This is a genomic window from Alteromonas sp. a30, assembly GCF_026788005.1.
Lineage (GTDB): Bacteria > Pseudomonadota > Gammaproteobacteria > Enterobacterales > Alteromonadaceae > Paraneptunicella.
Window position 1 is genome coordinate 101,095 of record NZ_JABEPE010000008.1, and the last position, 20,628, is coordinate 121,722.

Annotated in this window: 17 protein-coding genes; 10 read left to right on the top strand and 7 right to left on the bottom strand. The window is 43.5% G+C overall.

The window, feature by feature from the left end; genetic code table 11:
- Positions 1-2: 2 nt before the first annotated feature.
- Together HJG39_RS09765 and rhlB are read right to left on the bottom strand one after the other, a co-directional pair.
- On the bottom strand, positions 3-1,514 hold the full coding sequence (locus HJG39_RS09765; RefSeq protein WP_268408803.1) for a Ppx/GppA phosphatase family protein: 1,512 nt from the start codon (positions 1,512-1,514) through the stop codon (positions 3-5).
- Entirely contained in the window at positions 1,514-2,764 is a 1,251-nt protein-coding gene (rhlB, locus tag HJG39_RS09770) for an ATP-dependent RNA helicase RhlB (protein ID WP_268408805.1), read from the bottom strand. Before rhlB ends, HJG39_RS09765 begins: the two co-directional genes overlap by 1 nt.
- A 110-nt stretch (positions 2,765-2,874) precedes the next feature.
- Here rhlB and trxA point away from each other — a divergent pair, with 110 nt between their 5' ends.
- Positions 2,875-3,201, top strand: coding sequence for a thioredoxin TrxA (gene trxA / locus HJG39_RS09775; protein WP_268408808.1), 327 nt, complete (start codon positions 2,875-2,877; stop codon positions 3,199-3,201).
- 57 nt (positions 3,202-3,258) lie between these two features.
- Here trxA and HJG39_RS09780 read toward each other — a convergent pair whose 3' ends face one another.
- Both HJG39_RS09780 and rraA read right to left on the bottom strand, forming a co-directional pair.
- The gene (locus tag HJG39_RS09780) at positions 3,259-4,260 is read right to left on the bottom strand and encodes an arginase family protein (protein WP_268408809.1); all 1,002 of its coding nucleotides are present in this window, start codon (positions 4,258-4,260) and stop codon (positions 3,259-3,261) included.
- 15 nt (positions 4,261-4,275) lie between these two features.
- The gene (gene rraA, locus HJG39_RS09785) at positions 4,276-4,761 is read right to left on the bottom strand and encodes a ribonuclease E activity regulator RraA (RefSeq protein ID WP_268408812.1); all 486 of its coding nucleotides are present in this window, start codon (positions 4,759-4,761) and stop codon (positions 4,276-4,278) included.
- A 346-nt stretch (positions 4,762-5,107) separates the two neighbouring features.
- Here rraA and HJG39_RS09790 point away from each other — a divergent pair, with 346 nt between their 5' ends.
- The 6 genes from HJG39_RS09790 (at position 5,108) to HJG39_RS09815 (ending at position 11,870) form a co-directional block, all read left to right on the top strand.
- The gene (locus HJG39_RS09790; RefSeq protein WP_268408815.1) at positions 5,108-5,620 is read left to right on the top strand and encodes a phosphatase PAP2 family protein; all 513 of its coding nucleotides are present in this window, start codon (positions 5,108-5,110) and stop codon (positions 5,618-5,620) included.
- A 9-nt stretch (positions 5,621-5,629) separates the two neighbouring features.
- Positions 5,630-6,730 (top strand): MJ1255/VC2487 family glycosyltransferase, encoded by a 1,101-nt coding sequence (locus HJG39_RS09795; RefSeq protein ID WP_268408972.1) that lies wholly within the window; start codon positions 5,630-5,632, stop codon positions 6,728-6,730.
- Positions 6,731-6,975: 245 nt separating this feature from the next.
- A complete protein-coding gene (locus HJG39_RS09800) occupies positions 6,976-7,452 on the top strand; it encodes a GNAT family N-acetyltransferase (RefSeq protein WP_268408818.1) in 477 nt (158 codons plus the stop codon).
- A gap of 28 nt (positions 7,453-7,480) precedes the next feature.
- A complete protein-coding gene (locus tag HJG39_RS09805; RefSeq protein ID WP_268408973.1) occupies positions 7,481-8,323 on the top strand; it encodes a DMT family transporter in 843 nt (280 codons plus the stop codon).
- A gap of 69 nt (positions 8,324-8,392) precedes the next feature.
- Positions 8,393-10,561, top strand: coding sequence for a DNA helicase II (gene uvrD, locus HJG39_RS09810; RefSeq protein WP_268408821.1), 2,169 nt, complete (start codon positions 8,393-8,395; stop codon positions 10,559-10,561).
- Positions 10,562-10,622: 61 nt separating this feature from the next.
- Complete coding sequence (locus tag HJG39_RS09815) at positions 10,623-11,870, top strand: response regulator (protein ID WP_268408824.1); 1,248 nt, start codon at positions 10,623-10,625, stop codon at positions 11,868-11,870.
- Positions 11,871-11,892: 22 nt separating this feature from the next.
- Here the strand turns inward: HJG39_RS09815 and rarD are convergent, their stop codons facing one another.
- Both rarD and HJG39_RS09825 read right to left on the bottom strand, forming a co-directional pair.
- Positions 11,893-12,798 (bottom strand): EamA family transporter RarD, encoded by a 906-nt coding sequence (gene rarD / locus HJG39_RS09820; RefSeq protein WP_268408826.1) that lies wholly within the window; start codon positions 12,796-12,798, stop codon positions 11,893-11,895.
- A 150-nt stretch (positions 12,799-12,948) separates the two neighbouring features.
- Entirely contained in the window at positions 12,949-13,428 is a 480-nt protein-coding gene (locus HJG39_RS09825; RefSeq protein WP_268408829.1) for a thioesterase family protein, read from the bottom strand.
- A gap of 194 nt (positions 13,429-13,622) precedes the next feature.
- Here HJG39_RS09825 and recQ point away from each other — a divergent pair, with 194 nt between their 5' ends.
- Positions 13,623-15,440 (top strand): DNA helicase RecQ, encoded by a 1,818-nt coding sequence (gene recQ, locus HJG39_RS09830; RefSeq protein WP_268408832.1) that lies wholly within the window; start codon positions 13,623-13,625, stop codon positions 15,438-15,440.
- 71 nt (positions 15,441-15,511) lie between these two features.
- Here the strand turns inward: recQ and HJG39_RS09835 are convergent, their stop codons facing one another.
- Entirely contained in the window at positions 15,512-15,829 is a 318-nt protein-coding gene (locus HJG39_RS09835; protein WP_268408834.1) for a c-type cytochrome, read from the bottom strand.
- A gap of 256 nt (positions 15,830-16,085) precedes the next feature.
- On the opposite strand from HJG39_RS09835, the gene HJG39_RS09840 reads away from it, so the two are divergent.
- The gene (locus HJG39_RS09840; protein ID WP_268408836.1) at positions 16,086-17,558 is read left to right on the top strand and encodes a protein adenylyltransferase SelO; all 1,473 of its coding nucleotides are present in this window, start codon (positions 16,086-16,088) and stop codon (positions 17,556-17,558) included.
- 89 nt (positions 17,559-17,647) lie between these two features.
- The gene (locus tag HJG39_RS09845; protein WP_268408837.1) at positions 17,648-20,485 is read left to right on the top strand and encodes an EAL domain-containing protein; all 2,838 of its coding nucleotides are present in this window, start codon (positions 17,648-17,650) and stop codon (positions 20,483-20,485) included.
- Positions 20,486-20,628 lie beyond the last annotated feature (143 nt).

The window sequence follows — 20,628 nt, forward strand, 5'->3', positions numbered from 1 at the left end:
ACCTAAGCGTAATGTAACTTCCAACCAACCTTGCTCTGGAATTGCCTTTCGGACTCTAATTCTGCCGAAATAAGGGGATGAGCATCAAGCCACCCCTTCGGAAACAAGACCGAAAGTACCTGCTGTTCCCAGCTCAGGGAAATGCTGGGTAAAACATCATCTTTTCTTCTAACACACAAGGCGTTAGACAACCGCAAAATGCGTATCAATATGGAGATATTTGGCTGTAAACCAGCGGATAAGACCGACAGTGTTTGTAAATCCATTTCTTCCCTGTGATTCCGCACTAGAATACGGATACAGTCTTGTTGTTGTCGACTAAATCCAATCAAAGGTAAGTTCTGTAGAATATAAGCACCGTGTAAGTGATGCTTTTTATATTCAATTTGCAGCCCTATTTCATGCAATATAGCAGCGACTTCCAGCACCACTTTTAAATCGAAACCATAATAGCTTTGCAAATTAAGCTGTTTGAAAAACTGCAAAGAAAGCTCTTTTACTCGGTTTGCCTGATGCACATCTATAAAAAAGCGCTCAACGAGATGTTCAACGGTTTGCACTCGCCCAGTTTGCGGGTTTCGTTCTTCTAGCATGTTGTAGATGATGCCTTCTCTTAATGCCCCACCCGAAATCTGCATAGATTCAATATTAAGGCTTTCAAATAAGGCGATAAGAATAGCTAACCCACTAGGGAAAATACTTCTACGGTGTTCATGAAGCCCGACGAGATCTAATTTTTCTATCTGTCGGCAATCGCAGCAGTCTTGTTTAAAGCGCTGTAAATATTCAAGACGAATAGAATCGTTTATTCCTTGGGCTGACAACATTTCATCAAGCGCTTGCGGCGTACCTGACGCACCTAAACAATGCTCCCAACTAAACGCTGTAAACTGAGGCAAAACCGGCGCTAGCATTTCCTTTGCTGCTTTTATGGCTTCATCAAAGCCCTTCTTGGTAATTTTCCCTTTGGGAAAGTGGCGTTCCATATAGGTTACACAGCCCATATTTAGGCTCACCAAGTCGATAGGTTCAAAACCATTACCGATAATGATTTCAGTGCTTGCACCGCCAATATCGATAACTAACGTATTACCTTGGGAAACTGACGTGTAAGTAACGCCACTATAGATTTGCCTAGCTTCTTCCTCACCACTAATAACTCGAATGGAATGGTTAAGAATCTTTTCCGCTTCTGCAACGAAAACATCTGCGTTTTTCGCTAGCCGTATGGTTGCAGTTGCTACAATTCTGATGTTATCGGAAGGAATATCTTGCAAACGCTCAGCAAACATCGCCAAACACTGCCAGCCGCGAATCATGCTGGCATCATCAAGATTATTGTTTTTGTCTAAACCAGAGGCAAGGCGAACCTTTTGTTTAATACGGTTGATAATTTGGACGTGACCTTTCGCTACGCTTACAACCACCATATGAAAGCTGTTGGAACCGAGATCGACAGCTGCGTATAAATCCGGCGTAACTTTTAATTGAGGTTGACGTAGCGATATATCCATTAAGGTCGTTTCGATTGCCTAATTTTGTTATGGCGCTTGTCTCGGGTTACTCGCTTTTTAAAATGGCGGCGAGGTTTTTCCACATCATCGAGCAAAGCGCTTGAGTCATAGTCTGTTACCGGAATAGTATGCTGAATATATTCTTCAATTGCGGGCAGGTTTAAGGCGTATTTTTCACATGCGAAACTGATTGCATGACCGCTCTTACCCGCTCTACCGGTACGGCCGATGCGATGCACATAATCTTCGGCATCGTCTGGTAAGTCATAGTTAAATACATGCGTGACCTTGTCAATATGTAATCCTCTTGCAGCGACATCTGTTGCAACAAGAACATCAATACGACCTTTACTGAAATCCTCAAGAATGCCTAAGCGTTTCTTCTGCGGCACATCACCACTGAGTAAACCAACACGATGTTTATCGGCAACAAGCCAATCGTTGATGTTTTCACAGCTGTGCTTGGTATTCGCAAAGACAATTGCTTTTTCTGGCCATTCGTCTTCCAACAAGGTGAGTAAAAGCAACATCTTGTCTTCATCAGAAGGATAAAAGAGTTCTTCTTGCACACGACTTGCGGTCATTTGCTCAGGGTCAACGCGAACATGAACTGGGCTATTCATATGTTCATAGGCTAATTCTTGGACGCGATATGACAACGTAGCTGAGAACAACATGTTAAGTCGCTCAGGCGCAGGAGGCATCCCCCTTAACAAATAGCGGATGTCTTTGATAAAACCTAGATCAAACATACGATCGGCCTCATCTAACACTGCTACTTCAATATTGTCGAGCGAGAAAATACCTTGTTTGTAATAATCAATGATGCGACCGGTTGTCCCAATCACAATATCAACCCCAGCCTCTAAGCTTTCTTTCTGGCTTTGATACCCTTCGCCACCGTAAATTAAGCCGAGACTAATGCCAGTATGTTCACTTAACGCCACAGCATCTTTGTGAATTTGCACCACCAGCTCTCGGGTGGGTGCCATAATAATCGCACGCGGTTGACCTGTTTTAGTGTGCTTGTTTTTTTGTAAATGATTGAAGGTTGCGACCAAAAATGCCATAGTTTTGCCCGTGCCGGTCTGAGCTTGGCCGGCTATATCTTGACCTTCAATAAGTGGTGGTAAGGCTAGTGCCTGAATCGGGGTGCAATGCTCAAAACTGGTTGCCTTCATAGCATCCAGAACATGTTTATCTAACCCTAATTCTGAGAAATGTATTTCTGTTAAATGTGTTGTTTGCATAGCTTATAGCTTATCATTGCTTGCATTAGTTAATGGTTTATATATTAATAGACGCATATACTGCGCGTTTTCTATTACCAAATCGCGCCAACGGCATCCTGGAGACATTAATGAGCGAAAATATTATCAATGTGAACGATTCATCTTTTGATGAAGCAGTCATTAACTCTAACAAACCTGTACTAGTAGATTTCTGGGCGGAGTGGTGTGGACCTTGTAAAATGATTGCCCCAGCTCTTAGTACAATTGCTGACGAATATGCCGACAAGATAACAGTTGCCAAGATGAATGTCGACGAGAATAACGAAACTCCGCAAAAATACGGAATTCGCGGCATTCCAACACTTTTATTGTTTAAAAACGGTGAAATTGCGGGAACAAAAGTCGGCGCACTTTCTAAGGGCCAACTTGCAGAGTTCATTAACGAAAATATCTAATTTTCGCATTTGATTTAGATTTAAAAACCTAGCACTCGCTAGGTTTTTTTATGCCCATTAACAGGATTTAGCCTTAACAAAAATACTAACCAACTCTGCCAACGATTGTCCGACAATTCTTTCCCCTTCTTGAGGGCTTATCGCATGTCGTTGCGGAGCGCCTTCCGCCAAATGCAAATACTGAGCTTGCGGTAATCGCGCCATTTGATCAACGTAATACAATGCATCCGTCAGTGAAACCCCCGCCGCCGTCATCGCACTCGTCGGCATATTAGTAATGGCGTCAAGATCAAGCTCTACACCTACAGGCAAACCTGACTCCAGAAGGTATTTACCAACCTGCTCTAAACACTGGTCAAAGTTGTGAGAATTGCTCCAATGCGTTTGTTGAATACTAAACCAAGGAAAACCACACGCTTTTAGCGCGTCCAAACTATCTTGGTTATTCTTCTGTTCATGCAAGCCCAACACCGCATATCGCTTCAAAAAGCCGGCATCATGTGCATAACGAAACGGGTTGCCGCTATGTCGCCCTTCCATTGCTCTGAAATCTGAATGAGGATCTAAATTTGCCACAGCCAATGACAGATTGGTTGCCTGATGACACGCTTGCATAATTGGAAATGCATTGTTATGCCCGCCACCAATAATGATTGGAATCAGTCCCGCTTTAAAGGTTTGCGACAACACCTCAAAAACCCTTAAATCAAGGGTTTCACATGCGCGTCTCAATGCCTCTGTGTCATTTGGTGTGGCTTGAATATCTTGCGTTTCCACTTCACCAAGAATGAGGATGTCTTGCCCAGATAAAAACCTGTTTGATTGTAAGTTCAGAAAGTATTTTAAAAACGCCTGCCATGCACCTGTCGCCCCAGCAAATCCCAAATTGGCACGAGGCCCAATATCTTCAGGGATGCCGACTAATGCATAGCGGCATGAGTATTCATCCCACGCCTTTTTTGGTTGTGCAAGGCAAACTTGCTGCCCAATTTTCATCTCTCCCGGACGGGTGGAAAACTGTTCAGTAAGATGCTCGGGGTTAGGGTAATGTAGCTTCAACACAGATTCCTTTGGTTATTCAATATCCAGCGGCTCTGGCGACAGTACAATTCCCGTGCTATCTGCGTATATATGATCTTCAGGTAAGAAGGTAACGCCAGCAAAATTCACTGCGATGTCAGGATTACCAACTTCCTCAGTATCTGCTGAAACGGGCATAGCGCTAATGGCATGAATACCAATATCAATATCAACCAGTTTGTCGACTTCCCTTACACAACCATAACAAACAATGCCTTCCCAGTTGTTATCCGCTGCTATCTGAGCCGACTCACTATCAATTAAACCACGTCGCAACGAGCCACCACCATCAATCACCAGCACTTTTCCTTCCCCTGGCTTCTGTAACATGATGTCGATAAGCCCTCTGTCTTCGAAGCATTTTACCGTTACAACAACGCCACCGTAGGAGTCTCTCCCGCCGTAGCTAACAAAGATAGGTTCTACGACATCAATATTATCTGCGAATAAATCGCACAGTTCCGAAGTGTTATATTGCATAAAAATACCTAACTGTATTTTGCTTGAAGAAGATGGTTATTCTCATTGCTCTCAACAACTTATGAAGGAGTTTTGCCATAAGTGCTTTAAGAAATGGTTTGGCTACTAGTATAAACACAAATCGATTCCTATCAACGCACTAAAGTAAACCCCGTGATTAAGTAATTAATAATGGCTTGAAACACGTCAACATTATCGCAAATAAGTGTCTGTCATTTTCTATTCTACAAGGCGCACTGTCATCTGTTCGTCATGGAGATGTCATCAGGCTGTAGCCAAGGCGTCACAACCTGTTAATACAGGATGTTTATATTTTCACCATCTTAGAAATATTGGTGGCATCAGGATGAACATTATCACACGCTACGATACCCAGCTCTTTCACTGGCTTTACGGCAAAGTGACGAAGCGGAACTGCGCTTGGGTTAGACTGGCTTCAAAAACCGGTGATGGTCATCTTTACCTTGTGCTTGCCATATTGCTCTGGGCATTCGAGCCCACTCATGGCGTTATCTTTCTTTACACGGGATTACTCGCTTACGGCTTGGAATTACCCCTATTCATCATTTTGAAGAAAAGTTTTAAACGCCAACGACCATGTGATTTTTTTAATCACTTTAACGCGTTTGTCGAACCCTCGGACAAATTCAGTTTACCATCGGGACACACCACAGCCGCATTTCTAATGGCCTCACTGCTTGCGTATTTTTACCCTAGCGTCACCGTGTTTGTGTATTTATGGGCAAGCACAGTTGGGGTGTCACGAGTATTGTTGGGCGTACATTATCCAACGGACATCATTGCTGGTGCCCTTCTTGGCTTAACCATTTCAGTGCTTAGCATTAACATTCTTGCGTAATCTCTTATGATGAAAATTTTATACGGCATACAAGGAACCGGAAACGGGCACATTACCCGTGCTCGCGTTATGGCCCGAGCTTTTTCTCAGCACCCTGATGTTCATGTTGACTATTTGTTCACTGGTCGCAATGCCGATAAATACTTCGATATGGAAGAATTCGGCGATTATCAAACACGACAAGGCTTGACCTTCATTCACCGAAACGGCGCAATCAATAAATGGCTTACATTAAAAAACGCCAAACCGATGCAGTTTTGGCGCGATGTAAAACAATTAGATTTATCCGGTTATGATTTGGTTTTAAATGATTTCGAGCCTGTTAGCGCTTGGGCAGCCAAACGGCAAAATATTGCTTCAATCTCTATTAGTCATCAAGCCGCGTTTATGCACTCTGTTCCAAAACGAGGGCAAAAATTACTTGATGAATTTATCATGAAATACTTTGCTCCTACCTCGGTACAATTAGGTGTTCACTGGTATCACTTCGGACACAACATCATGCCACCTTTTATTGATGATGAATTTAGCGCCAGTCAACAGGGCCAACATTTTTTGGTGTATTTGCCTTTTGAAGACATTGATGAGATTCGAGCGCTTCTAGAAAGCCTTACAGAATATACCTTCGAGATATATCACCCCGAAATAACAAACAGCACTCAAGAAAGTCACCTGCACTGGCATCCCACCAGTAAACGCGCATTTCATCACTCGCTACACCATTGTGCTGGTGTCATTGCTAATGGTGGATTTGAATTATCAAGTGAGTGCTTACAACTCGGCAAGAAGCTTTTAATTAAGCCTTTACATGGACAATTTGAACAACTTTCGAATGCACTCACTCTGGAAACGCTAGAGCTGTGCCACACCATGAACACACTCGATGTAGATGAAGTAGAAAATTGGCTGCTCATTCCTCAAGGCGAAGCTGTTAAGTTTCCAAATGATCCAAAAATACTCATTGATTGGATCAAATCAAAGCAGTGGAATGACACCGAAACCGTGTGTGAAGCACTATGGAAACAAGTAGAATTTCCCGAGAAGGTAAGAAGAAAGCTCGCTAAACTCAGTAAAGTGCCTCATCACGCCAACATTATTAACCGAGTTTAACCGGCAACCAAAAACCCTGATTCCACCATTGAAAACACAACTCTATACCGATGTGCTCAAAGTCTCACCGCTTGTCAATCAAATGAACAAGGGCTACGGATTATTAACTTCTCCTAACCTATTCTTTTTCGTGAAGGTATTGGTATTTTGGCGCGCAAGGTAAAGCAATTCAGGTATTTCGTTGCTATCCTTAGCCGCCTTTATTTCAGTAGCAAACGGATTTCCCCGTTGTAATAGAGTTAACTATGCAAAGCAATAATAATCTGACAAGCAATATTCTTTCATTTAACGAATTATCTCCCAAGCAGCTATACCGGATTATGCAGCTTAGAGTGAGTGTGTTTGTGGTCGAGCAAACATGTTACTACCAAGAACTAGACGGCCTTGACACTCTCCCAGAAACACGTCACTTGCTAATTCAAGAAGGCAACCAAATCGCGGGCTATGCCCGAATCCTCGCGCCGGGCGCATCCTATTCAGGAGCCAGTAGCATCGGCAGAATACTTGTCTCGCCGGATTACCGAGGTCAAGGTTTGGGACATAGAGTCGTTAAAGAGGCCCTTGATTTATGCTTAACGCAATGGTCTGCGTATCCCATAAAAATTGGCGCTCAAACTCATTTGAAAGACTTTTACAGCCAGTATCAATTTATTCAAGTTGGTGAGCCCTATTTAGAAGACGGTATTTCCCATATTCATATGGTGAGAGGAAACGATCATTAGCGCTCGATATTCACTTGCCCTGATCGCCATTGTTGCACTACTTTTCGGGAACTTTTCCGGCGTTATTGCAGATGTATTCATCAAACAGTTTTCATCTTTTTCGGGTATCTACCAATACTTATTCTTACGCCAGCTCACTGTTGTTGTTGTGTTATTTCCTTTTTTTATTCGGCAACCCATTTCTAGTCGACGCTTTGAACATCCCAAACTCCAATTTTTTCGGGGTAACTTGATATTAGTAGGCGGCGCTTGTGTGGTTGTTACTTTGTCTTACCTGCCATTATCAACCGCGCATGTCGTGTTTTATACAACGCCTATTTTTACCCTACTCATTGCATTGTGGCTATTCAATGAAGCCGTGCAAAAACACCGTATTATCAACGTTATGTTGTGTTTTGTTGGCGTGCTTATCGCGCTCAAACCAAACGACTTTGGCTGGGGTGTGACGGCTGGTATTGCGGCCAGTTTATGTGTTGCTGTGTATAACTTAACAACACGTATCATCCCTAGCCATATATCTTCAATGAGCGTTTTCTATTGGAGCACCGCCTGCTCACTGCCTTTACTTGGGCTATTATCTTTAACCGACTGGCAACCATTCACAAAAGAGCTTTGGTATTTAATATTCGGCAGTGCAATTAGTTTGGGAATTTATCAAATTACGTGTGTTTTTGCCTATCGCAAGGCTGAAGCCGGGGGGATCGTTATTGCAGAATATTCCGGGTTAATTTTTGCGCTGGCTTTAGGATGGTGGTTTTTCGGTGAAAACATTGATTCTACCATGTTGCTTGGCATCACCTTCATTATTGGCCCGATGTTGTGGCAAACTCGCATCGAGCATAACGCCTCCAAAATAAAAGACGCCGAGTGAGTGTATAAATAAACAGTATTTATGTTTATAATCGCGGCATTGTTTTTCCGCAACTCGTGATATTCGCCTATGGATGTTTCCAACCTCCTCAATAACCTCAATGAAAAACAGAGCGATGCCGTTAGGGCACCAGCTTCCGATATGCTTATTCTCGCGGGGGCGGGCAGTGGAAAAACCCGTGTATTAGTGCATCGAATTGCGTGGTTAATGCAGGTTGAAGGCATTTCCCCGCGCAATATCTTGGCAGTAACCTTTACCAATAAAGCCGCGCGTGAAATGCGTGGACGTATCGAGCAACTCATGGGCGTGCCGCTCAGCAGTATGTGGATGGGGACTTTCCACGGTTTAGCACACCGACTTTTACGCAGTCATTACCAACACGCCAATCTGCCAGAAAATTTTCAGATTCTGGATTCTGATGATCAATACCGCCTCATTCGCCGTGTACTTAAGTCCTTAAACTTGGACGAAAAGCTTTGGCAACCCAAACAAATTCAGTGGTATATCAACGCTAATAAAGATGACGGATTGCGCCCAAAACACATCGAAGTTGGCGACAATTACGAAAAGCGCCAGATGCGCGATATTTATCAAGCCTATCAAGATGCGTGTGATCTCTCCGGCTTAGTGGACTTTGCTGAACTGCTTTTGCGTGCTCATGAACTTTGGCTCAATAATCCTGATATTTTGGCTCACTATCAACAGCGTTTTCGCGCCATTTTGGTAGACGAGTTTCAAGACACCAACAACATCCAATACGCTTGGCTTCGCCTTTTGTGCAACGATAAAAACAATATGATGATTGTGGGCGATGATGACCAATCTATTTATGGATGGCGCGGTGCAAATGTTGAAAATATTCAACACTTTTTACGAGACTCCCCCAATGCCAAAACGATACGTTTGGAGCAAAATTATCGTTCCACCGGTAACATCCTAAAAGCCGCCAATACCGTTATCGGCAATAACTCATCTCGATTAGGCAAAGAACTTTGGACCGAGTCAGGCCAAGGTGAGCCTATCAAACTATATGCCGGCTTTAATGAAGTTGACGAAGCGCGTTTCATTGTGTCGCAAATTGAACGTTGGATAGAAAGCGGCGGGTCTCCTTCGGATAACGCCATTTTATACCGCAACAACGCACAATCTCGTGTACTGGAAGAAGCACTACTCCATGCAAACTTGCCGTATCGTATTTACGGTGGACTACGCTTCTTCGAGCGTCAGGAAATTAAAGACACGCTAGCCTATATGCGTATGGTCAACAATCCTGAAGACGATGCCGCTTTCGAGCGTATTGTCAACGTACCAGCGAGAAGCCTAGGAGAAAAAAGTGTTGCGCAAATACGTGAAGCGGCTAAAGAATTAAAGAAGCCTATGTGGCAAGCAAGTGCTTACTTAGTTGCAGAAAAGCGTTTATCAAGCCGCGCAGCCAACGCACTGAATAATTTCATGGCGTTAATTAAAAGCCTAGAACAAAACGTGCAAAGTCTGCCGCTAGAAAAGCAAGCAGAAAAAATTATGAATCAATCTGGGTTAATGGGGATGTACCAAGCGGAAAAAGGGGAAAAAGGCCAAACCCGTGTGGAAAACTTGCAGGAGTTAGTGACGGCTTGTAAGCAGTTTGTTGTGCCCGAAGAAGCAGAAGACATGACACCTATGGCGGCATTTTTAGCACAAGTGTCGTTGGACTCGGGGGAAAACCAAGCGCAGGCCCATGAATCCGCTATTCAACTAATGACTATTCACTCAGCAAAAGGCTTAGAGTTTCCGCAAGTTTTCCTAACCGGCGTTGAAGAAGGCATGTTCCCCAGTATGCAAAGTGCTGAAGAATCCAGTCGCTTAGAGGAAGAGCGCCGGCTTTGCTACGTAGGCATGACTCGCGCAATGCAGCGACTTTACGTCACTTACGCAGAATCGCGCCGACTTTACGGTCAAGAAAAATTCCATACCCCTTCCCGCTTTATTCGTGAAATGCCAAGCGAATGCTTAGAAGAAGTCAGATTACGCTCAACAGTCTCTAAACCTGTTAGCAGCCGCTTCCAACAAGTCACTTCTCAGGGGGTATTCGAAGAGACTGGCTTCAATTTGGGTGACAGAGTCAAGCACCCGAAATTCGAGGAAGGCACTATTCTTAACTTCGAAGGCTGTGGAAAAAACGCGATTGTGCAAGTTAACTTTGACAACGCTGGAATGAAGCGACTTGTAATGAGCTATGCCTCTTTAACTAAAGTCTAATAAAACGTAACATGCGGCTAGGTTATAGTAGCCTCCATTTTTGCCTAAAAAGAATATAAATATGCAAGACGAAGTACCGAAAGTTCTCGTAATTGAAGATAGCGTAACGAGTATGAAGGTGATAAAACACCTGATTATGAACGTTGGCTTGGAACCTGTTGGTGTTAATTGTCTTGCCGATGCCGAAATGGCACTCGCTCGCACCAATGCAGACGAATTCCTTTGTGCGGTAGTCGATTACTGCTTACCTGACGCTTTAGATGGTGAAGCCATCGATTTTACTATTTCTGCCGCAATTCCAACCGTCGTTATCACGGGTCGATTAGATGAAGCAACCCGAACCAGCGTTCTTAATCGTGATGTCGTTGACTATATTCCCAAAGAAAATGCTCAGGTATATGAATACCTTGGACGTTTGATCAAACGTTTAGAAAAGAACCGTGAAATTGGAGTATTAGTCGTGGACGACTCACGCCTAAGTCGCACTATGATCACTTCTTTGCTAGACCGTCACAACTTTATTACTTACGAAGCCAGTGATGGAGAAGAAGGTTTAGCAGCGTTACGCCAGTACAAAAATATTCAACTTGTCATTACTGATGAAAATATGCCGAATATGACCGGATTGGATATGGTTGCGGAAATTCGTCGCACCATTTCCAAAGATGACTTAGCCATTATAGGCTTGTCCGGTGAAGGAAGTTCTGCGTTGTCAGCGCGATTCATTAAAAGCGGTGCAAACGACTATTTAAACAAACCTTACTGTCACGAAGAATTCTTTTGCCGTGTCATTCAAAACGTTGAATACATCGAAAATATCGAAGCAATAAGACGTGCATCCAACACGGACTACCTAACCGGTTTGCCTAACCGCCGCCACTTCTTTACCCGGATCAGCGCTAATCTGAAAATCGCGCCGGTCAACGTGGTTATTGGTATGGTGGATGTGGATATGGTGCATTGGATTAATGAAAGCTACGGATATGAAGCCGGCGATAAAGTATTAAAAGAAATCGCCGCACTATTAGAAAAGCACTTCCCAAATAGCCACGTATCTCGCTTTGGCGGTGAAGAGTTTTGCATCTACTCTTCTGGCCTCCCCATTGCCAGCATTGCAGGAGCTTTTGAGGCATTCCAAGAAGAAGTGTCACATCATAGGGTTTATTTCGAAGGCAATGAAATTCAAAGCAAAGTGAGCATAGGTGTCACCAGCCAGTTTAATGGTGATATTCATGAGTCGCTAAAAGTGGCTGGTGCTAATCTGCATAAGGCGAGAGAACAGGGTGATAACCAAGTGGTGTTCAGCTAGAACACCACATAACTATCATTCATCAACCGATGCTTTTTCTCAATTTCCTTTCTTTACGGTAAAAGCGCAAAGAGTCAATTGTAAAGATAGCGAGCCCCGCCCATACAAATACAAAAGTGAGCAAACGCGCTTCATCAAGCGGCTCTCCAAACAATATTACCGCCATTAAAAACATCATGCTCGGGGCTAAATACTGGAAAAATCCTAGCGTGGAATACTTTATACGCTGCGCGGCGGCATTAAAGAAGATCAATGGAACCGTCGTCACCAATCCTGCACTGATTAGCAAGGCATTGGTTTGCCAGTCGTTGGTAGCAAAATGACTACTTTCTGATGCATGGAAAATCCAAAAATACAGGGCAAAGGGAAGCATCATTAGACTTTCAAGTAAAAGTCCCGGCATCGACTCAACAAGGATCTTTTTGCGTAGCAGACCATAAGTGCCAAAACTGGCAGCTAGGAACAACGCAATCCACGGTAAATTGCCATGAGCCACCAGCAAGGTTGCTACGCCGATAAACGCGCAACCAACGGCGACTCTTTGCATTGGGCGAAGTGTTTCACCTAAAAATAAGCGCCCAAGAAATACATTTAGCAGAGGATTAATGTAATAACCTAAACTGGCATCCAATAGGTGGTCATTATTCACCGCCCAAATAAACACTAACCAGTTTCCTGCCAGCAACACCGCGCTGGCAGCCAAAATTAACATGATTTTTTTGCTACGAAGCGCCGCCCTGACTTTTCCCCACTGCTTCGCCACAAACAAAAATAGAACCAATACGAGAACAGACCACACAACACGGTGCGTTAAAATATCGGGTGCGGGAATATTCCCCAACGCTTTAAAATAAAGCGGCGCGACTCCCCAACTTAAATAGGCTCCGAGTGCAAATAAGACACCTTGTTTGGATCGATCTGAAAACAATGCGTTTCTCTCTACGTGAAATTCGAATAGGGAAGGAATGTAACGAAATAATGTGCAAAAGCAGTGTATTTCGAGGGCCGAATTCTACTACAAGCCAAAGCATTGTTTTGTTAAATTTTAGATAACAAACTCACGTTTTTATTGGATGTATTATCCGATCATATAAGTGCCTGTTCCAAAAGCGATATGCGTGCCCTTTTCATTGTGAAGCTCCATTCTCACCACCGCTACACGGCTACCTTTTCGTATCACCTCTGCCGTGGCAATGAATAACTCTCCTTTTCCCGGACGCAAATAATCGATACGCATATCAATGGTACTCATCTTTCCCACCCGCTCTTGCAGTTGTGCAATACTCACTGAGGGCCACGTTGACACGGCATGTAAAATAGCCATCAATCCACCAACGGTATCCAGTATCGCAGCAGTTACTCCACCATGAAGCACTTTCAAAATGGGATTGCCCATTAAATCATCTTTCCAAGGTAGGCGAATCTCTGCTTTGTCCATGCCTTGGTACACCATTTCCATGCCAAGTAAATTAACAAACGGCATATGATTTCCAAAAATATCTGAGACAAACTTCCCCAGTTGCTCACCACTTAACACTGTATCAGAAGGTAAATTCATAAATGCTTAACTCCACATAAAAGTGTGTTTGAGTTTAGTCAGCAAAATGTTAAATGAAATTGACCGAAGCGATCATTAAGTTGACCAAGCGCGACAGCACACTCAAAAAAGGGAGTAGAGCACTAACAATAGCCACATGCATTTCAAACGAAACATAGGTAAACTTCGCCTCAATTGAAATTGCCGACGCTCCCATGACACAACACGCAACCGACACTTCATCCGCTTCAAATCGCGCCCTTAGTATTCTTCAATCCACTTTTGGATATGAATCATTTCGCGATGGCCAAGAAGAAATAATTAACGCAGTCGCGGCAGGAAAAGACGTGTTGGTGCTGCTACCAACCGGCGGCGGCAAGTCGTTGTGTTATCAAATTCCAGCTTTATTGCTCGATGGTATTACCGTTGTGGTTTCACCTTTGCTTTCTTTAATGCAGGACCAAGTCGATGCGTTAAAAGCAACGGGGATCAACGCGGCATTTTTAAACTCCACACAAACCCCGGCAGAACAACAACAGGTTTGTCGAGGCTTAGCACAAGGCCAATACAGATTACTTTATGTTGCACCAGAGCGGCTTATGCAATGGGATTTTATTCAAGCACTTCAAGACTTACCCATTCGCTTATTCGCAGTTGATGAAGCGCATTGTGTGTCTCATTGGGGGCACGACTTTCGCCCGGAATATCGCCAATTGGGGCAACTCAAGCAACGCTTTCCACAAACTCCCGTTATCGCCCTAACTGCAACTGCTGACTTAGCTACTCGCGATGACATTGTTCAACAATTATGTCTGCATGAGCCTTTTGTATTTAAAGGCAGCTTTGACCGTCCCAATATCCGCTATATGCAAGCACAAAAATATAAGCCGATGCAGCAGATCAAGCGCTTTATCTCTCGGCAAGATGGGAGCGGTATTATTTACTGCAATAGCCGTAAGAAAGTAGAACAAGTAAGTGCTAACTTAGCTAAAGAAGGTATCAATAGCGCGGCTTACCACGCCGGAATGGACAGCGATATTCGTGAATACGTGCAGCGCGGCTTTATTCGTGACGACATCGAAGTGATTGTAGCAACGGTCGCCTTTGGTATGGGAATTAACAAGTCTAATGTGCGCTATGTTATCCACTATGACCTACCTCGCAGCATTGAGTCTTATTATCAAGAGACAGGACGCGCAGGACGAGATGGCATGCCCGCAGAAGCGTTATTGTTATTCGATGAGAAAGACGTTGCTCGCAGTCGCGAATGGATTAGCCTCACAGAAAACGAAGCACGAAAACAAATAGAGCTGCAAAAGTTTAATGCTATGGTGGCCTTCGGTGAAGCCCAAACCTGTCGGCGTCAAATACTGTTGAATTACTTTTCGGAGTACAGCCCCAAAGCCTGCGGTAATTGTGACATTTGCCTTGATCCCCCAAAACGCTACGATGGCACAGAAGACGCACAAAAAGTGATGTCGTGTATTTATCGTTTAGAACAAAAGTACGCCAATCAATATGTGATTGATGTGCTAAGGGGTAAACAACTACAGGCGATTCATTCGGCAAATCACCATGAATTAAGCACCTTTAGCATTGGTAAAGACAAAGCCGACGCCTATTGGCTTAATATTATCAATCAGCTCATTCACCAAGGGTTAGTTAGAATCGACTTAACCCGTCACTCAGCCTTGTGTTTAACAGAAGGTGCTAGGCCGGTATTAAAAGGCGATGTAGCCTTGATGCTTGCGGTTCCGAGATTGAGCTTCATTTGGGATAAGCAAAAAACCGCTAACACAGCAGACTATGACCGGGCACTTTTTGCCAAGTTAAAGAACTTAAGGAAACGGATTGCCGAAGAAGACGAGGTGCCCCCCTTTGTCATATTCACAGACCTGACATTAGCCGAAATGGCGAGGCATTTACCTCAAAATAGCACGGACTTTCTAGATATTAGTGGTGTAGGTGATTCTAAACTGCGTCGTTATGGAGAGCGCTTCATGGCACTTATATCAAAACATCAAGAAACATAACCAAACGACTAAAAACACAAAACCTCGCATTAATGGCGAGGTTTGTTCTTTTGCGGCTCAGCGCGTGTAAACTAAGGCTTCATGCTTGCATAGTACGCGGCCAAGTTCTCCATATCTTCATCAGATAAACCCGAGGCCATACCTGACATAATAGGATCTTTGCGAATACCGTCTTTAAATGCACGCAGTTGTTTAACGATGTACTTTGCGTTCTGACCGGCTAAATGGGGGTAATTAGGGATCATAGCCTTACCATTTTGACCATGACAAGCCGCACACATTGCCGCTTTTGCCTTACCTTTTCCTATATCAGCAGCCGAAGCACTTGTTGCCGCAACGACGGTACAAACGACCAACATTGCGCGTTTTAAGGAGCTAGAAATACGCATTGAGGGTTTTCCTCCAAAGTTAATTGAATAATCAGGGCGAATTTATCTTTTGTGTTTAAACTCTGATATTGTCCGAACAGGGTCATTTAATACCATTTTCACACTTTCCAAGAGCAGGAAATGAGCGTGTTATTGTATACGCAAAAAATAAACATTTTGTTTTATTAAAAGATGTTATTTTGATCGAAGTCAGGGAACCAAAACGTAAACACAAAGCCTTTGGCCGTTTAATACTATCAAACCATATTGAGGAATCGTGCAATTTTTTAACAATTATGCTCAACAACTTAGTTCATTAACCCGTTCCGTCAAGCCTCTGTCACTAAAAGGCACTAAGCTCGCCTTTTATAATAGTACGCTACATGACGCAATAGGATTACCAGAACCCCTTAAAGATGAGACCCAATTATTGGATGCTTTATTTGCGCAGTCCGGCACATTTGCGAAAAACGCAGTCGCGCAAAAATATGGCGGTCATCAATTCGGCTACTGGAACCCTCAACTGGGTGATGGTCGAGGCTTACTGTTAGCAGAGCATGTTGCACCAAATGGCTCATTATGGGACCTTCACTTAAAAGGGGCAGGCCCAACACCTTATTCACGCTCGGGCGACGGACGCGCGGTATTACGCTCAACAATCCGGGAATTTCTTGCCAGTGAAGCTTTACACCATTTAGGCATACCTAGTTCAAGAGCCCTTTGTTTACTGACCAGCGAACAAGCTGTACAACGAGAAACACAAGAGCCCGCAGCAATGCTTATTCGTGTTTGTCAGAGTCACATTCGCTTTGGTCACTTTGAATATTTCCATCACTCCCAACAACCAGAAAAGCTACAAGCCCTGTTTGATTTCTGCTTTGAACATCATTTTGCTTCGCTAAAACAGCAACAAAACCCTTATTTAAGCATGCTCAAAAAAGTCATTGAAGACACAGCCCTGATGTTGGCTAAGTGGCAAGTTTATGGGTTTAATCATGGCGTGATGAATACAGATAATATGTCGATTCATGGCATAACCTTCGACTTTGGCCCGTACGCGTTTATGGATGATTTCTTTTCGGATTACATTTGTAATCACACTGACCAGCAAGGACGCTATGCCTTTGATCAACAACCCGGCATTGCACTTTGGAATCTAAATGCTTTTGCTCACGCATTTTTAGATTATGTTCCAGAAAAAGACATCACAACCGCGCTATCTACCTTTGAACCCATTATGCTCAATCATTTCTATCGGCTAATGTGTAGGCGTCTTGGTTTGGTTACAGACAGCAATGAAACAGCCCTAACACCTCCTTATAAAGAAACCACAAAACATCTTATTTTTGACTGGCTGCAACAACTGAACAAAGAACACCGCGATTATAACCAAACCCACCGTCACTTATTGAACGCCGTGATTAATGCAGATAAACAAAGACTAACGGATTATTTTATCGACGAACAATGGGCAAACGATTGGTTTACTACCTACCAAAAACATGTTCTTAAACTCAACCTAGATAAAGAACAACAAGAGCACACGTTATGCACCTCGAATCCAGTCTATATATTGCGTAATCACTATGCTCAACAAGCCATTGACGCGGCCCATAACAATGACTTTAGTGTTTTCGAAAAATTGCTTGAAGCCCTACAAGCGCCCTTTACAGAACGGACAGGGTTTGAAGTGTTTACACAACTGCCACCAGACGCCGAAAAGGGTGTACCACTTTCCTGTAGCAGCTAGCACATTGCATAAAAGTTCAGCAGAACATAGTCATACCACCCGTAAACTTGGTATAACTGCATAGGACACCGCAATTTGGATAAGACCCTATGCTTCGACTCGTTTGCTGCATTTTCTGCTGTATTGCTATTTCCGCCTCGGCGTGGGCTAACACAGTTGTACTTGATGGGCAGCAGTCTCACGTTGCGTTAGATGGAAAAATGCAAATTGGGACTTTCCCCACATCGGCCCAACTGTCTTACGTTATACAGCAACAGGATTGGCGCTTTACAGAGCAAAAATATTTAAAGCCTAACCAAGCCTACTGGAGCAGAATCCACTTACTCTATCAGGGCGATTCCCCTTCACGTTTAACCGCGATAGTGAATAATCCAAGGCTCAACTACGTTGATATTTTTCTGGTCGATGGAAAAGGACGTATTATTGAGTCCGCTCTGATGGGAACAAAACGACCATTTCATAATCGACCAGCGCCATTTCGACAGTTTCCGTTATCTTTCAACGTCCAACCCAACGACAACTTGCACCTCTATATTCGTATTCAAGATGATGGTCCAGTCGTTTTTCCTGTGACCATTTGGGAAACCGGTGAGCTGCTCGATTTTGAGCAAACTGAATTGCTACTTGTGGGTATCTACAGCGGCGCCTTAATGATCCTTGCCTGCTATTTCTTGGTGACGTATATCCTGTTAAAGAGCCGCGCGAGATTTTGGTTTAGCGTGTTTAATCTAGCGGCCTTTTTTCTTTTTCTAAATCTTGAAGGCATGTTAGGCCAACTCACGCATTTCACCGAATATTCCTCCTCTATGACCACTATTTTGCTCGCCGCAGCCCTATTCTGCGTTGGCAAGGTATCTCACACACTGCTTCATGGCGTGCCAAATCGACTGCGAATCATTTCGTATATCGCCGCAATTTCACTAATGCTGTCGGTCACGGTTGTCTCATCTTACTGGCAAATTATTCTTAGCCTTGTTATCACCAGCTTAATCATTCTCTTGCATGCAGGTATGGCGTTCGTCTATTCCAACCCTTACAACAGTTTACCCAATAAGATATACACCCTTGCGTGGGTTTTTATCAGCTTGTTAGTCTTACCGTATTTATATTTGTTCTATCAAGGTCAGCTACTTTCCAACATCAGCAGCATAGTGCTGGATGTGCTTCTGATGCTCAGTATTTTAATGCTGGGGGTAGCAATTGAAGCGCACGAAAACGTACTAATTAAAGGACGACAAGAAGAGCAATCGAATGCCATTTCTGACTTGCGTCGCTTCTACGACTTCTTTAAAAACTCCGCCGAAGGCTTGTTTACCACACATTATGATGGACGCATTATTTCTGTTAACCCAGCAATGTGCTCACTCTTTGGCTTCAATGATGAAGCGCACCTCCTACAATATGCGAATAGCCTTGATAAGCTCATTACCAGCTCAACTGATCTCGAAAATATCATGCAGCAACTCGCCCACCAGCACACCGCTTTAGGACGAGAGATAAGAGCCATTAAACAAGACGGCAGCGAATTTTGGATTTCCTTGTCCGTTGCTGCACAAGAAGACAACGGGCAACACCTACTATTTGGTTCGGTAGTGGATATTACAGAGCGTAAGCAAAACCATATCAGCCTAGCCTTCCTCGCCACACATGATCCCTTAACAGGCATTTACAACCGCCGTCATTTTGAAAACGAACTTACCGATGCAATAAGGCAAGCACAAAAAAATGCAACGCCTTTATCGTTGCTGTATTTGGATGTAGACCAATTCAAATCCGTTAACGACGCCTGTGGACACAAAGCCGGTGACGAATTACTGAAAACCCTATGTCAGAAACTGGATAACAGCTTAGATGACCGAAGTATTTTGGGTCGTATGGGAGGGGATGAATTTGCCATTCTAATGACGGGGAGAGATCAAGATGAGGCATTTACATTAGCCGAGCATTTGCTTAAAGCCGTTCAAATGCACCGTTTCCTTTGGGAAGATCGGCTTTTCTCTGTGGGAGCCAGTATCGGCCTTGTTCATTTCAACAACAATATTACGAATCCAGAACAAATGATGAGCATGGCGGACTCCGCTTGCTATATCGCCAAAGAAAGAGGTCGAGGACAAATTCACTGCTATTCAGACCAAGATACCCACATACAACGGTATGAAATGGAACTGAGTTGGCTGAGCCACATTAACGACGCACTTGATGCCGGTAATTTTGTGCTGTATTTCCAAGAATATCGCTCTTTGAAGCACGTTGCTTCTGGTTATCACTACGAATTGCTGATTCGAATGAAAGATCACGATGGCAAAATTACCCCTCCAAGCGCATTTTTACCTGCCGCTGAACGATATAAACTGATCACCAAAATCGACCGCTGGGTTGTACAGGAATACTTTTCTTGGTTAGCCGCTAATAGAGAACATCTCGAACATTTAGAACAATGTAACATCAACTTAGGTGGGCAGTCCCTTGGCGATCCAGAGCTTCAATTGTTCATTCACCAAGCCTTTGAAAAATATCAAATCCCCTATCATAAAATCTGTTTTGAGATTACAGAAAGCATGGCTATTATCAAACTTGAAGAAACCCTTCAGTTTATGGAGAAGTTTAAAACATTGGGATGCCGTTTTGCTTTAGATGACTTTGGCATTGGTTTTTCCTCTTACGAATACCTGAAAAACCTACCTGTTGATATTGTGAAAATTGACGGCAACTTTGTACGAAATATTCTTAAAGATCCTATCGACAAAGCCATGGTGCGCTCTATGCACGACATCGCAACCGCCATGAAAATGCAATCTGTAGCCGAATACGTAGAAGATAAACAAATCATGGTAGAGCTTGGCAAAATAGGCGTAGACTACGCTCAAGGCTACTGCATTTCACCACCAGTGCCCTTGGATGAAATTTCGCTACAATATTCCCCTTGATGCAAGGACAATCGATACTGCGAAAATCCACGGCAAAAAGCAGACAAAATACGTGCTAGAGCTTGAAATGTGTGGAGAAAGTCAATATATAGTGTTCAAACTCAGCAAGTCCTGAAAACCGCAAGCTTGCTGCTATGAAGATA

Bases quoted from the DNA above. Each gene is read 5' to 3' on its own strand.
- HJG39_RS09765 (WP_268408803.1), bottom strand. From the start codon at position 1,514: ATGGATATATCGCTACGTCAACCTCAATTAAAAGTTACGCCGGATTTA.
- rhlB (WP_268408805.1), bottom strand. From the start codon at position 2,764: ATGCAAACAACACATTTAACAGAAATACATTTCTCAGAATTAGGGTTA.
- trxA (WP_268408808.1), top strand. From the start codon at position 2,875: ATGAGCGAAAATATTATCAATGTGAACGATTCATCTTTTGATGAAGCA.
- rraA (WP_268408812.1), bottom strand. From the start codon at position 4,761: ATGCAATATAACACTTCGGAACTGTGCGATTTATTCGCAGATAATATT.
- HJG39_RS09790 (WP_268408815.1), top strand. From the start codon at position 5,108: ATGAACATTATCACACGCTACGATACCCAGCTCTTTCACTGGCTTTAC.
- HJG39_RS09795 (WP_268408972.1), top strand. From the start codon at position 5,630: ATGAAAATTTTATACGGCATACAAGGAACCGGAAACGGGCACATTACC.
- HJG39_RS09800 (WP_268408818.1), top strand. From the start codon at position 6,976: ATGCAAAGCAATAATAATCTGACAAGCAATATTCTTTCATTTAACGAA.
- uvrD (WP_268408821.1), top strand. From the start codon at position 8,393: ATGGATGTTTCCAACCTCCTCAATAACCTCAATGAAAAACAGAGCGAT.
- HJG39_RS09815 (WP_268408824.1), top strand. From the start codon at position 10,623: ATGCAAGACGAAGTACCGAAAGTTCTCGTAATTGAAGATAGCGTAACG.
- HJG39_RS09825 (WP_268408829.1), bottom strand. From the start codon at position 13,428: ATGAATTTACCTTCTGATACAGTGTTAAGTGGTGAGCAACTGGGGAAG.
- recQ (WP_268408832.1), top strand. From the start codon at position 13,623: ATGACACAACACGCAACCGACACTTCATCCGCTTCAAATCGCGCCCTT.
- HJG39_RS09835 (WP_268408834.1), bottom strand. From the start codon at position 15,829: ATGCGTATTTCTAGCTCCTTAAAACGCGCAATGTTGGTCGTTTGTACC.
- HJG39_RS09845 (WP_268408837.1), top strand. From the start codon at position 17,648: ATGCTTCGACTCGTTTGCTGCATTTTCTGCTGTATTGCTATTTCCGCC.